This is a genomic window from Rhodanobacter hydrolyticus (genome assembly GCF_044904645.1).
In genome coordinates this window covers 4,113,068-4,126,142 of the sequence record NZ_JADIKK010000008.1, presented here as the reverse complement: position 1 = coordinate 4,126,142, position 13,075 = coordinate 4,113,068, and the positions used below count along the sequence as shown (strand labels likewise).

Below are 13,075 nucleotides of genomic sequence, written 5' to 3'. Positions count from 1 at the left end.
TCAGGCGCGGGGAACACACGATGATGCAAACTTGAAGACCGTCGCAGCCGTTCGCTGCGTCAGCCTCACCATCCGTTCTGCTTCAACCAGGCATCGATCTGCGGCGTCTGCCGTTTCCGTACTTCGGCACCGTGGCGAATGATGTTTATCACTGTATCGGCACTGCTGCGCGCATCGGGCGCGATGTGCGCCGCGGCGAACGCCTGGATGCGGTCGATGATCTTCGGATCGTTCGATCCCCAGGCCAGATCAGGGTAAAACTCTGCACGGTCATTGGGTCCGACCATCGCATCCACCTGCACGCGATGCGCCACCGCAAAATCGAAAGCCAGCTCCGGATGCAGAAAGCTCACGCTGGTGAACATCGCGCTGCCGTTGGTGCCGATCTCCGGGGTCAGTGCCAGATTAAGCGCGCGTGTCGCCAGTCCCTCGTCTTCGGGCAGGGCGAGCATCTCATAGAGCTTCTGCCGTACCAGCAGTGCTCCCTCATTTCTGGCCATGGCCAGAAGCCGATTCCACGTATCCGCATCGGCCTGGCGCGCAACCACGTAGAGCACGTTCTGGCGCAAATCGCCGGAGGATGCTTTCGGCAGGTTGAGAAAGCGCTGCCGTGCTTCGGCGGTGATCCGCGCATCGCCCAAGGTAGCCAGGGCGGCGATCAGCTGCGTACGCAGCACCTTGTACGACGCCCGCTCGCCCGGCTTGGGCAGCCAGCCCACGTGCTCAAACACCGCCTCCAGCCGTGCCGTGGCAAACCGGCGATAGCGCTCACGCGCGGCCGGATCGGTACGAAAATTCGCATCGAATTCGGACAGGTGCCGGGCGACATCCCACCAGAACATGGGGTTGCTGGCAGGCGACGCCGCCTTCACCAGCTCGAACGGCTCGGATACCGGTTGTATGCCGGCCATCGACAAAGCCCAGGCGTTGTCGAACTCGCCCATCTGATCCGTGCGCGAAAGCTTCTGGAAATTCGCATTGATCGCCGCCAGCAGTGGCGGCGAGTACAGGGAATGGTAGTAACCGCTCTGTCCCGCGTTCACCAGCAATGCGCCACAGCCCGGCAGTTTCAGCGTCGCACCGCCCACCACCAGTTGCCGAACCCGCGGCTGCCCGATCACCTGGGCGATCACCGGCACCCGCCAGTGCAACGGTGCTTTGTCCGGCTGGTCCACCGAGAACTCGCCCTGGCTCAACTGCACCGTGGTCTGGCCGTCCTGGCATGTCGCATCGGCCACACGCAGCAGCGGCACACCCGGCTGGGTAGTGAAATCATGCGCGATAGCGGCGACCGGCTCGGTCGTCTCGCCCGCCATGGCCTGCCACAGGTCTTCGGATACGGTATTGCCGTAGGCATGCCGCGCGATATACCGCTGCAGGCCGCGGCGCCAGGCATCTTCGCCGATGTAGCGCTCCAGCATCCCGATCAGCGCCTCGCCCTTGGCATAGGTGATCGAATCGAAGGCCTGCTGGCCTTGCTCGGGCGAAGTGACCGGTTCAATGATCGGATGCGTGGTCTTTTGCGCATCGATGCCCATGACACCTTCGCTGAACCACACGTTGTAGACGTCCTGCTCCCACTCCGGATGCAGCTTGCTGGTGGCGCGCAGGGCCATCCAGTTGGCGAAGCCTTCGTTCAGCCACAAATTGTCCCACCAGCGCATGGTGACCAGGTCGCCGAACCACATATGCGCCATCTCGTGCGCCAGCGTGTTGAATACCGTGCTCTTGTTCATCTCGCTGGAAATGGCCGGATCGAGCAGCATGTAGTCTTCGAACGAGAGGATTGCGCCCCAGTTTTCCATCGCCGCAGTACTGCTACTGCTGCCTGGCGCAAGCACGATATCCAGCTTCGGCAAGGGATAGCGCACACCGAAATAGGCGTTGTATTCGGGCAGGATGGCACGTGCGGATGCGAGCGCGAATTGGCCCTGCGCCACCGCGCTGCGCGGGGCCACCAGGCCGATATCCGTGCCGTCCACCCGGGTGCTGATGCGCTCGAAATCGCCCAGGGCGAAGAACAGCAGATACGTAGACATCGGCGGTGTGACGGCAAAACGCACCCGCTGCAGATCGCTGCCGACATCGTCCTGCGCAGCAACTGGCATATTGCTGACTGCCATTTCGCCCTTCGGCACGATCGCGGTCAATGCAATCGTGGCCTTGTAGGCCGGCTCGTCCCAGCATGGAAAGAAACGCCGCGCATCAGCATTCTCGAACTGGGTGTACAACACGCGCTGCGGGCCCTGCTTGCCCTGGTAATTCACCGCGAACAAGCCGAACGCCTGCGTGTTGACGACGCCGGCATAGTCGATGCTCAGCTGGTAATGGCCCACCGGCAGGCTGGCGGGAAAGGCAAACGTAGCCGTCTGCGCTTTTTTGTCCTGCATGATGCGCGGTGGATCGAAGTGTGCGCGATCAGGGCCGCCGCTCAGCACCGCTCGGGTCAGATCCAGGTCCAGCGCATTGAGCGTGATGTGTGCGGTGGGACGCAGTACATCGAGCGCGATCACCGCTTTGCCGTCGAAACGCATGGCTCGCGCGTGAGGCGTAATGGCGAGATCGTAATGGGTCGGACGCACATCCGTGGGCAGCTGCGTCGTCACCGCCAACGGCTGGGTATCCGCTGCAAGGGCATGACTTGCGCTCAGCAGCATCGCCGCCATCAGCGTCACCATTCCAAACAGCATCCGCATGGCTTTCCCCTGTCATGGACTCTTGCTGTTCGCTCGGCGTCCCATGCCAAGGACGCCTCGCCTCCGCATCATGCTGGCCGGAAAGTAGCACAAGGCAGACGCTCTTCGGCAGCGCATCGATCCCTCCGATCGTGTGGATGTACATCACGCTGATGAGCACAGCAGGCCTGCGCGATGCCACCCAGGTGGCATTGCACCGATCCGGATCTGCGACGAGGTCCGCGCGGTGGAGGAAGGCAAGCTGGACCGCGACGATAACCCGCTGCGCTACGCCCCGCTCACCGCGTTCGCGGTGAGCGCCAGCGAGTGGACCACACCTACCCGCGCGAGCTGGCCGCCTTCCCGCTGCCCTCGCTGAGACTGCAGAAGTGCTGGTCGCCGGTGACCCGCGTCGCCAACGTCTACGGCGACAAGAACATCATGTGCGCCTGCATCCCGGTGGATGCCTACAAGAAAGAAGTCGAGGCGCAAGCGCCTGGCGACAACGCGTAGGAGCGCACCCTGTGCGCGAAACGCTCTTCGCGAAGAACCCGATCGCGCACAGGATGCGCTCCTACGGTATCCGGCCCCGCCCCGTGCGCGGCTTTTTATTGGTGCGGCATTGAATCGCCGACGGCTCCCCGCATGTAGCCGGGATGGGTCCGCCTGGTGCAAGACCGGATCACACCGGTTGCCACGTGCCAGAATGCGAACTCCGCTGTGCCTGACGCCCATCCATTCCCCGGGATCGAGAGGTCATCGCCATGAACGCTTCCACGCTCGCCGAACCCAGCCAGCGCTCCGCCGCGACCGCGCCGCTGCCGCGCACGCCGAACCTGCATGAAGCCAATCCCGTGCGCATGCGCCAGGTGCTGCGCGACTACTTCACCAGCACCTTCGACCGCTACGAGTCGCTGTTCGAGACGCTCGCCGTCGACGCAGCCTGGTACGAACCTTCGATCACCCTGCGCCACCCGCTGATCTTCTACTACGGCCACACCGCCACCTTCTTCGTCAACAAGCTGCTGCTTGCACGCATGATCGAGCAGCGCATCGACCCGCACCTCGAGTCCGTGTTCGCGGTGGGCGTGGACGAGATGAGCTGGGACGACCTCGACGACACCCACTACGACTGGCCCGGCGTGCCCGAGGTGAAGGCCTACCGCGACAAGGTGCGCGCGCTGGTGCTGCGCCTGATCGACGAAGCGCCGCTGACCATGCCCATCGGCTGGGACCATCCATGGTGGACCATCGTGATGGGCATCGAGCACGAACGCATCCACCTGGAAACCTCGTCGGTGCTGGTCCGCCAGCACAAGCTCGCCTACGTGAAGCCGCATCCCGCATGGCGGCCATGCACGGAGAGCGGCGCAGCGCCGGAAAACACGCTGGTGAAAGTACCGGCAGGCAGTGTCGTGCTGGGCCGTTCCATCGATAGCGCGACCTACGGCTGGGACAACGAATACGGTCGGCACGAAGCCGAGGTGGCGGCCTTCGAGGCCAGCCGCTTCCTCGTGAGCAACGGTGAATTCCGCGCCTTCGTGGAAGACGGCGGCTATGCCCAGGCCGGCTGGTGGGACGAGGAAGGCAACGGCTGGCGCGAATTCGCCAAGGCCAACCATCCCACGTTCTGGCGCAGCTCGGCGGACGGCTGGAAGCTGCGCCTGATGACCGAGGAAGTGGCCATGCCATGGGACTGGCCGGTGGAAACGAACTACCACGAAGCCAGGGCGTTCTGCCGCTGGAAATCCGCACATAGCGGCCAGCCGGTGCGCCTGCCCACCGAAGACGAGTGGTACCGCCTGTACGCCGAAAGCCGTCGCGGCGCACCGCATGGGGAAACGCCGGGCGCGAACCTCAACCTCGCACACTGGGCCTCGTCCTGCGCGGTGAACCGCTTCGCGCAGGGCGAGTTCTTCGACGTGGCCGGGAATGCCTGGCAATGGACGGAAACGCCGATCTATCCGTTCGAAGGTTTCGCGGTGCACCCGATCTACGACGACTTCACCACCCCCACCTTCGACGGACGTCACAACCTGATGAAGGGCGGCTCGTGGATCGCCACCGGCAACGAGGCCGAGGCCGCTTCGCGCTACGCCTTCCGCCGCCATTTCTTCCAGCACGCAGGCTTCCGTTACGTGGTGTCCAAAAACATGAAACCCGCCCCCGCCTCGCACTACGAAACCGACAAACTGCTCAGCGAATACGCCGAGTTCCATTACGGCGACAGCTACTTCGGCGTGCCGAATTTCTCCAAGGCACTGGTCGACCTGGCGATGGGTATGCTCGACGGCTCGCCGAAGCGCAAGGCACTCGATCTCGGCTGCGCCTCGGGCCGCGCCAGCTTCGAGCTAGCGCGCCACTTCGGCCACGTGACCGGCGTGGATTTCTCCGCGCGCTTCATCGGCCAGGGCGTAGCGCTGGCAGGCGGCGACAGCCTGCGCTACCTGCTGCAGGACGAAGGCGAGCTGGTCGAATACAAGTCGCGCAACCTCGCCGAACTGGGCCTGGCGGACACCGCGGCCAAGGTGGAGTTCTTCCAGGGCGACGCCTGCAACCTCAAGCCGCAATTCAGCGGCTACGACTTCGTGCTCGCCGCCAACCTGATCGACCGCCTGTACAACCCGGCGCAATTCCTCGAAGCCATCCACGAACGGCTGAACCCTGGCGGCATCTTGATGATCGCCTCGCCCTACACGTGGCTGGCCGAGCACACGCCGCGCGCGGAATGGGTGGGCGGCTTCAAGAGGGACGGCGAAAGCTTCACCACGCTGGACGGGCTGGACGCGATCCTCGGCCAGCACTTCGAGCGGCTGGGCGAGCCACGCGAAGTACCCTTCGTGATACGCGAGACGCGGCGCAAGTTCCAGCACACCTTGTCCGAGGTGACCCTGTGGCGGCGGCGCGCGTGACGTGCCTCCCTGGCACAGGGACTACCTCACCGCCATTCCTGCGCAAGCAGGACAAGCGCGCAGCGCGCAGAAGGCCCGTAGGGCGGCCCCAAAGGGGCGAGCGCAGCGAGTCATCCAGTGCCTTTCCCGCATGAGGCAAAGGCACTGGACCTCGGCTTTCGCCGGGGTGACGAGCCACGCACCAGCAGGCCGCCCATGACTTTCGACTTCGACCAGCCCATCGACCGCCGCGGCAGCCATGCGCTGAAGTTCGACGGACGCCGGCAGAAATTCGGCAGCGACGAGGTCAGCCCGTTGTGGGTGGCCGACATGGATTTCGCCGCACCGCCGTGCGTGGTCGAGGCATTGCAGGAACGCGCCCGACACCCGATCTACGGTTACACGCAATACCCCGAAAGCCTGCAGCAGGCACTGGTCGGCTGGTGCATGCGCCGCCATCGCTGGCACGTCGAGCGCGACTGGCTGGTGCCGGCTTCCGGCGTGCTGGCCGCGTTGTCCGCCGCCATGCAGGCATGCACCAACGCGGGCGATGCGGTGATTGTGCAACCGCCGGTCTACCCCGGTTTCTTCCGTGCCGTGGAGGATGCCGGCCGACGATTACTGCACAACCCGCTGCGCGAAACCGGCGGCCGCTACGCGATGGACCTCGCGCAACTCGAACAGCAGGCCCGCGACGGCGCGCGCGCCCTGCTGCTGTGCAACCCGCACAACCCGGGCGGCCGTGCCTGGTCGCCGGACGAGCTCGGCGAAGTACTGCGCATCGCACGCCGCCACGGCATCACCGTGATTGCCGACGAGGTGCACGGCGACCTCGCGTTGCCCGGTGCCGGCTATTGCCCGCTGGGCAGTCTGGCGCAGGTGGACGACCGCGTCATTGCCCTGCTCTCGCCCGGCAAGACGTTCAACCTCTCGGGGCTGGCGCTATCTATGCTGGTAGCCAGGCGCGATGACCTGCGCACCGCATTGCGCAAGACGGTTGCCGCCATGCATCTGGGCGACGCCAGCCCCTTCGCCATCGCCGCGGCGGAAGCCGCGTGGCGCGAAGGCGATGCGTGGCTTGATGCGCTCAAGCCCTACCTGGGCGACACACGCGACCTCGTCGCCGACCGCCTGCGCACGCGCGTCCCTTCAATCCGCTTGCATTCGCCCGAAGCCGGCTACCTGCTGTGGCTGGATTGCCGCGGGCTGGGCATGGACGACGATGTGCTGCGCGACTTCTTCATCCAACGCTGCAAGCTCGGCCTGAACCCCGGCACCGACTTCGGCCCCGGCGGCGGCGGCTTCGTGCGCATGAACATCGGCACGCCGCGGTGTAATGTCGAGGCGGCGCTGAACGCCATCGAGGCGGCAACGACATGATGCTGCTCGCCAAAGCCATTGGCGGCTTTCGACCCAAAGCTGCCGTTCTAGGGCCGGGCGCCTCTGTCCGGCTTTGCGTTCAGTTGTTTGCCGGGCGTGGCAAAGATAAGCCGCTGCAAGAACTAATGAGTTGCGCAAGAATCCCGTTGCGCCACCGGGGATGTATAAACGGACGGGCGTGTCCGTATACTCGATAGTTAGGCAAAAAGGGATTAGGTCAGTGCGATGGAAGAGCTGATAGTGCACCGTGCAAAGAGTGAACAATTTTGGGCGATTGCTGTTCCAGCAATGGTTCTTATTTTTGTCTCATTCTCTATCTCAGTCGACTTAGGTGCGTCTGTAGTAGTAGCCCTGTTGTGCGCCGGCGCAATGCTTTTCAGCAGGCTTATGTCTTTCATTGAAAGGCCCAAAGTTGCGCTAGTGATCACGGCCAAAGGACTCGGTATCAAAGGTGGGTGGCTTCGTGAAATTGAAATACCATGGCCAGAAATTGAAGATACTAAGATTTCTTATGGGGGTCGGCGCGGAGCCATTTTGGCTATAAAGGTCGTAGATCCAAAGAAATATCTAGGCAGGTATATGCGCGCAAATATCGCACTTTCTCGGCACCCCATAAGGGTCCTAGTGTCGGGGCTTGAGCTTTCGCCTAAAGAGGTGGCAGCGAAAATAGAGTCGGTTCGTAGCGCGTATGCCTAACAAGTCGTCCAATCGGACGCGCGTACCGCGCGCCGCTTAACTCAGGCGTTGACTGTCCGCTTCTGGCCGAAAACGGACGTGCGGTTCCTGTATTCGATGACTGGTCGATACTAGCGAAATGAAGGTAACCAGGCTGGTTAGTCGGCAATTACCAAAAGCTCGCTCGAGCAACACCGAATCGCATCGCCCCAGCAACCAAAAACAAGGCCCCGCATGCGGGGCCTTGTCGTGTCACTTGTGAGAACGCTCACCCCCCGTTCTTCGCCAGCCACGCATCCACCGCCGGCAGGCGATCCTTGCGGATCATCATGCGGTACTGGATGTTGGCGATCACGCTGTCCGCCGGGCGACGCGCGGACGGATCGATGGTGGTCTCGTAGGCCTTGATCTTCTCGATCATCGACGGGTCGAACGAGCTGCCGCCCAGCATCGGGTAGTAGCGGCTGCTGGAGGTGGAATCGACCAGCTTGTCCACCTGCGCGCGATGCGCCATGGCGAAGTCGTAGGCCATTTCCGGGTGCCGCCAGGCCACACCGCCGATCATGCCGGCGCTGTTGGTGGCACCCGGTTCATCGGTGAGTGCGAGGTCGAGCGCACGCTGCGCCAGCGCCTTGTCCTCGGCGACGGAGAGCAGGCCGTACAGGCGATCCTTGATCATCGGCGACTTCTCGGCCTTGGCTTGGGCATGCAGCTTGTCCCAGGTGGCCGCGTCGGCATGCTGCGCCACGATGGCGAAGATGGTCTTGCGCAAGGCTGCCGGCACCGCCTTCGGATCCGTGGCCTGTGCGTCGAAGCGGCGACGCACTTCCTTCAGCATTTCCTGGTCGCCCAGCGCGGCCAGCGCGCCGATCAGCTGCGTGCGCAGCAGCGTGGTCGAGGTGCTCTCGTCCGGCTTGGCGTCCCAGCCCACGCGCGCGAACACCGGCTTGAGCTGCGCCACGGCATAGGCGCGGAAGCGATCCTGACGTGCTTGGTCGCCGCGGTAGTACTGGTCCAGCCCCACGAGGCTGCCGGCTACTTCCGCCCAGATTTCCGGATCGGCATTGGCCGGCGTGGCCTTGGCCATGTCGAGGAAGTCCGACACCGGCTCGAGGCCGGCCATGCTTTCCGCCCAGGTGTCGCTCATCAGGCCGAGCTGGTCGATTGGCGCGAGCTTGGTGAAGTCCTGCTTCAGCGCGGCGAGCTGTGCCGGCGCGTAGAGCGTGCGGTAGTAACCGCTCTGCCCCGCGTTCACCAGCACCGGACCGCAGCCCTTCAGCTTCAGCGTGGCGGAACCGTCCACCAGCGTGCTGGCGGCGGGGTTGCCCACCACCTGCGCGATGACCGGCACGTGCCAGCGCAACGGCTGCTTGTTCGGGCGATCCTTGGTGAATTCGCCCTGGGTGAGCTTGATGGTGGTCTCGCCATTGCTGCACATGGCCGAGTCCACTTTCATCAGCGGCACGCCCGGCTGCAGGGTGAAGTCGTGCGCCACCTGGGTGATGTGCTTGCCGGGAGCCGCGCCGTCCACCGCATGCCACAGGTCGTCGGACACCGTGTTGCCGTAGGAGTGGGCCTTGAGGTAATTGTGCACGCCCTGGCGCCAGTTCTCCGGGCCCACATAGGCCTCGAGCATGCGGATCACCGCCTCGCCCTTGGAATAGGTGATGGTGTCGAAGGCCTGGCTGGCCTGCTCCACGGTGTCGATCTTCTGCACGATGGGATGCGTGGTGGCCACCGCGTCGACCGACATCGCGCCTTCGCGTGTGCCCACGGTATCGAGCACGGTGTTCCACTCGGGATGCACCTTCTCGGTTTCGCGCTCGGCCATCCACGAGGCGAAGCCTTCGTTGAGCCACAGGTTGTCCCACCAGTTCATGGTCACCAGGTCGCCGAACCACTGGTGCGCCATTTCGTGCGCGGCGGTGTTGAACACCTCCATCTTGTCGCCCTGCGTGGAGAACGACGGGTCGAGCAGCATGGCGTACTCGAAGGTGAAGATCGCGCCCCAGTTCTCCATCGCCGAGAAGAACTGGCTGCTGCCTGGCGCTGCGATGTTGTCCAGCTTGGGCAGCGGGTACTTGATGCCGAAGTAGTCGTTGTAGTCGTGCAGCACGGCCTTGGCCGAATCCAGCGTGAAGGCCGCCTGCGCGCCCTTGCCCTTCTGCATCACCACGCCGATCTCGGTGCCGTCCGAGGTGGTGGTGACGCGGTCGAATTCGCCCAGCCCGAAGAACAGCAGGTAGGTGGACATCTTCGGCGAGGTCTGGAAGGTCACCTTCTGCAGGCCGTTGCCGGCGTCGGCCTTGGAGGCCACCGGCATGTTGCTCACCGCCATCTCGTTGCCCGGCACGGTGACGCTGAGGTCGAACGTGGCCTTGTAGTTCGGCTCGTCCCACGACGGGATGAAGCGGCGCGCGTCGGAGTTCTCGAACTGCGTGAACAGCGCGCGCTTGTTGCCCGACGCCGTGGGGTAGTCGATGGCGAACAGGCCGTTGGCCTGGGTGCCGATGGTGCCGACGTAGTTCATCGCCAGCTTGTAGCTACCCGGCGCAACCGGCTTGTCGAAGCTGAAGGTGGCGGTCTGCGTCTTTTCGTCCACCGCGACCTTGGCCGTCACGGCGGTGCCCTTGCCCGACGCCGGCTCCAGTGTCACCGACGAGAACGTCATGCCCTCGGCATTGAGGGTGATGCTGGTGCTGGACTTGAGCACCTGCACATCCACGGTCACCTGGCCGTCGAAGTTCATCTTCTCCGCATGCGGGGTGATGGCCACCGCGTAGTGCGTGGGGCGCACATTGCGCGGCAACTGCGTGGGAGTCTGTGACGACACGGCAGCTGCCGGCTGCGCCGGCATCGCCAACGTGCTGCCGGCGGACACGGCGAGCGCCATAGCGATCGCGGAAACCAGGGACTTGCGCATGGAACCTCTCCTTGGAGGGCATCGGGAATGAATTGCCGCCCATGGTGGCGCTGGCGGCGACAGCCAGGAACGGCCGGAAGTCATGCCTGCCGTCCATGCTTCGCGCCGCCTTTCGCGCGTTCCGCACCCGCCGAACCCGACTTGGTCGGATGCGTGGGAAAACCCGCGAAATCGGCCGCTATGCTCGTTCCCGATCAATCACTGGGGACACCGTCGTGATCAAGGGTCTTTTCTTCATAGCGCGCCTAGTCGTGGCCTGGTTGCTGGCCCTGTTCTTCGTCGTGATCCTGATGGTCAACACTGGCCCGCTTCGCGGCACGGAACCGTTGCCGCAGATCATTATCGTCGTGGTGCTGGTGCTGGTGGTGACCGGCGCATTCTCCCACCTGCGCCGCGTGCGATTGATCGCCGGCCACGCGAACCTGGACACGCTGGGCAACCGCCAGCGCCGCCAGATCGAATTGCCGTTCGAGGCCGGCGAGGCATTCGACATGCTGGATGCGACGATCCGCGAACTGCCCTACACCGAGGAAATCGAAAGCGCCCGCGACAGCCTGCAGGTGCGCGCCAAGGTGCGTCGTCCCAATCCGTATGGCCGCGCCATCGTCGGCTGGCTCAATCCCTTCAGCTGGCTGGGCAGCCGACGCAACCAGATCTTCGCCACGGTGACGCCGGGCAACGGCATCGGCAGCGTCACCCTGGTGTGCGAACCGGAAAGCGGCGCGTGGACCGACTGGTTCCGCGTGGACGACGGCGCCAACCTGGTCAATGCCGAAGCGATCTCCCGCGCCCTCGCCCGCCGGGTGGCCGAACGCCGCCGCCGCGAACAGCAGGCCGCCGCGCAGACCGCCACGGACAAGGAACTGGCGCAGGCCAGGCTCAGCCTGCTGCACGCGCAGGTGGAACCGCATTTCCTCTACAACACGCTGACCAGCGCGCAATACCTCACGCGCACCGAACCGGCGCAGGCCGACCGCATGCTCGGCCATCTCATCCAGTACCTGCGCCACTCGCTGCCCAGCGCGGAGGAAACGCTTTCCACGCTGGGCGAAGAGCTGGAACGCGCCCGCGCCTATCTCGAAATCCTGAAGATCCGTATGGGGGCGCGGCTGGAAATGAAGATCGAAGTGCCCGACGCGCTGCGCGGCATCACCCTGCCGCCGATGATGCTGCAGACGCTGGTGGAGAACGCGATCAAGCATGGCCTGGAGCCCAAGCCCGGTGGCGGCAGCGTATGGATCCTCGCGCGCCGCGACGACGGCAGCGTGGCGATCACCGTGGCCGACGACGGCCAGGGCTTCGGCGCAGCGAGCGGCGGCACCGGCATCGGCCTGAAAAACGTGCGCGAGCGGCTGCAGCTCGTGTATGGCCCGCGCGCCTCGCTGGCGGTGGTGGCCAACGTACCCGAGGGCGTCGCCGCCACGCTCACCGTGCCGGCGCAACAGGCCGCAGCGAGCCCGACGGAATCACGGCCATGACCCGCGCCGTGATCGCCGAGGACGAACCGCTGCTGCGCGAAGCATTGAGCCGCCTGCTCGGCGAGGCGTGGCCGGAGCTCGATGTGATTGCCGAGTGCGAGAACGGCGCTGACGCACTGGACGCCATCGCCGCGCAGCAGCCGGACGTGGCTTTCCTCGACATCCGCATGCCCGGTCTCAGCGGCCTCGAAGTGGCTGCCGCAGCCGCCGAAGCCAGCCCCGCCACGCAGGTGGTGTTCACCACCGCCTACGACCAGTACGCCATCGATGCCTTCGAGCGTGGCGCGATCGATTACCTGCTCAAGCCCATCACGGTCGAACGCCTGGCCGCCACCATAGAACGGCTGAAGCGTCGCGCCACCGCCGGCCAGGCCGCGCGCGGCGACCTCGTCCTGCTGCTGCGTGAGCTGGCGCAAGGCGCCGCGCAAGCCGGTGCTGCGCCGCCGCTCACCTGGATCACCGCCGGCACCGGCCGCGAGACGCGGCTGATCATGGTGGACGATGTCGCCTACTTCCGTGCCGACCACAAGTACACCGTGGCGATGACCGCCGACGGCGAGGCGTTGCTGCGCAAGCCGATCCGCGAACTGCTGGAGCAACTCGACCCAGCCGTGTTCAAACAGATCCACCGTTCCACCATCGTCAACCTGAAAGCCATCGCCTCCATCGTCCGCGACGACAGCGGCAAAGGCACCGTGCGCCTCAAGCAACGCCCCGAGACCCTCACCGTGAGCCAGCCCTTCATGGTGCTGTTCCGCAACATGTGATCCATCGCGCACGGCTCGTCACACACGTGCCGCGCGTCCAAACCCCAGCCACTTCGGAAAATTCATCATGCAGAAGCTGACGATTGCCGGCTTGGCCTGCCTTTGCCTTGCCGCCTGCGCCACGCCCCCCATCGATCACGACGCGCTGCACTGGCATGCCGTGCGCGACTGCAGGGTACGTGCAGCCGTGGCTCCGGCCTACGCCGTAGACAGCACCGGCATCGGCCTGCGCAACGTCGCCTTCGATCTCTGCATGCGTACGGCGAATTTCGCGAAGGAGCGTTAG

Annotated in this window: 8 protein-coding genes and 1 pseudogene; 7 read left to right on the top strand and 2 right to left on the bottom strand. The window is 64.7% G+C overall.

The features are described 5' to 3' along the window. Positions 1-65: 65 nt before the first annotated feature. Positions 66-2,696: a M1 family metallopeptidase gene (locus tag ISP25_RS20950; RefSeq protein ID WP_404611447.1), complete on the bottom strand. Its 2,631-nt coding sequence runs from the start codon at positions 2,694-2,696 to the stop codon at positions 66-68. Between the two features lie 193 nt (positions 2,697-2,889). Between ISP25_RS20950 and ISP25_RS20945 the strand changes: the two are divergent. The 4 genes and pseudogenes from ISP25_RS20945 to ISP25_RS20930 all read left to right on the top strand — a co-directional run. After that, positions 2,890-3,188, top strand: a pseudogene (locus ISP25_RS20945) (hypothetical protein); the annotation flags it as partial. 251 nt (positions 3,189-3,439) lie between these two features. Next, positions 3,440-5,587 carry a 5-histidylcysteine sulfoxide synthase gene (ovoA, locus tag ISP25_RS20940; RefSeq protein ID WP_404611445.1) on the top strand — a complete coding sequence of 716 codons (2,148 nt, stop codon included), beginning with the start codon at positions 3,440-3,442 and terminating at the stop codon, positions 5,585-5,587. A 195-nt stretch (positions 5,588-5,782) separates the two neighbouring features. Then, on the top strand, positions 5,783-6,946 hold the full coding sequence (locus ISP25_RS20935; RefSeq protein ID WP_404611443.1) for a MalY/PatB family protein: 1,164 nt from the start codon (positions 5,783-5,785) through the stop codon (positions 6,944-6,946). A gap of 225 nt (positions 6,947-7,171) precedes the next feature. Continuing rightward, entirely contained in the window at positions 7,172-7,642 is a 471-nt protein-coding gene (locus tag ISP25_RS20930; protein WP_404611441.1) for a hypothetical protein, read from the top strand. Positions 7,643-7,889: 247 nt separating this feature from the next. Here ISP25_RS20930 and ISP25_RS20925 read toward each other — a convergent pair whose 3' ends face one another. After that, the gene (locus tag ISP25_RS20925) at positions 7,890-10,544 is read right to left on the bottom strand and encodes a M1 family metallopeptidase (protein WP_404611439.1); all 2,655 of its coding nucleotides are present in this window, start codon (positions 10,542-10,544) and stop codon (positions 7,890-7,892) included. Between the two features lie 215 nt (positions 10,545-10,759). Here ISP25_RS20925 and ISP25_RS20920 point away from each other — a divergent pair, with 215 nt between their 5' ends. The 3 genes from ISP25_RS20920 to ISP25_RS20910 all read left to right on the top strand — a co-directional run bounded on the left by ISP25_RS20920 (position 10,760) and on the right by ISP25_RS20910 (position 13,075). After that, positions 10,760-12,022, top strand: a complete 1,263-nt coding sequence (locus tag ISP25_RS20920) for a sensor histidine kinase (protein ID WP_343227599.1) — start codon at positions 10,760-10,762, stop codon at positions 12,020-12,022. Beyond that, positions 12,019-12,789 carry a LytR/AlgR family response regulator transcription factor gene (locus tag ISP25_RS20915; protein ID WP_192160212.1) on the top strand — a complete coding sequence of 257 codons (771 nt, stop codon included), beginning with the start codon at positions 12,019-12,021 and terminating at the stop codon, positions 12,787-12,789. The genes ISP25_RS20920 and ISP25_RS20915 overlap by 4 nt, the downstream gene beginning before the upstream one ends. A 67-nt stretch (positions 12,790-12,856) precedes the next feature. Then, the gene (locus tag ISP25_RS20910; RefSeq protein ID WP_404611437.1) at positions 12,857-13,075 is read left to right on the top strand and encodes a hypothetical protein; all 219 of its coding nucleotides are present in this window, start codon (positions 12,857-12,859) and stop codon (positions 13,073-13,075) included.

What these genes read in the sequence shown, in the direction of transcription:
- ISP25_RS20950 (WP_404611447.1), bottom strand. Translation starts at nt 2,696, where the DNA reads ATGCGGATGCTGTTTGGAATGGTGACGCTGATGGCGGCGATGCTGCTG.
- ovoA (WP_404611445.1), top strand. Translation starts at nt 3,440, where the DNA reads ATGAACGCTTCCACGCTCGCCGAACCCAGCCAGCGCTCCGCCGCGACC.
- ISP25_RS20925 (WP_404611439.1), bottom strand. Translation starts at nt 10,544, where the DNA reads ATGCGCAAGTCCCTGGTTTCCGCGATCGCTATGGCGCTCGCCGTGTCC.
- ISP25_RS20910 (WP_404611437.1), top strand. Translation starts at nt 12,857, where the DNA reads ATGCAGAAGCTGACGATTGCCGGCTTGGCCTGCCTTTGCCTTGCCGCC.
- ISP25_RS20930 (WP_404611441.1), top strand. Translation starts at nt 7,172, where the DNA reads ATGGAAGAGCTGATAGTGCACCGTGCAAAGAGTGAACAATTTTGGGCG.
- ISP25_RS20935 (WP_404611443.1), top strand. Translation starts at nt 5,783, where the DNA reads ATGACTTTCGACTTCGACCAGCCCATCGACCGCCGCGGCAGCCATGCG.
- ISP25_RS20915 (WP_192160212.1), top strand. Translation starts at nt 12,019, where the DNA reads ATGACCCGCGCCGTGATCGCCGAGGACGAACCGCTGCTGCGCGAAGCA.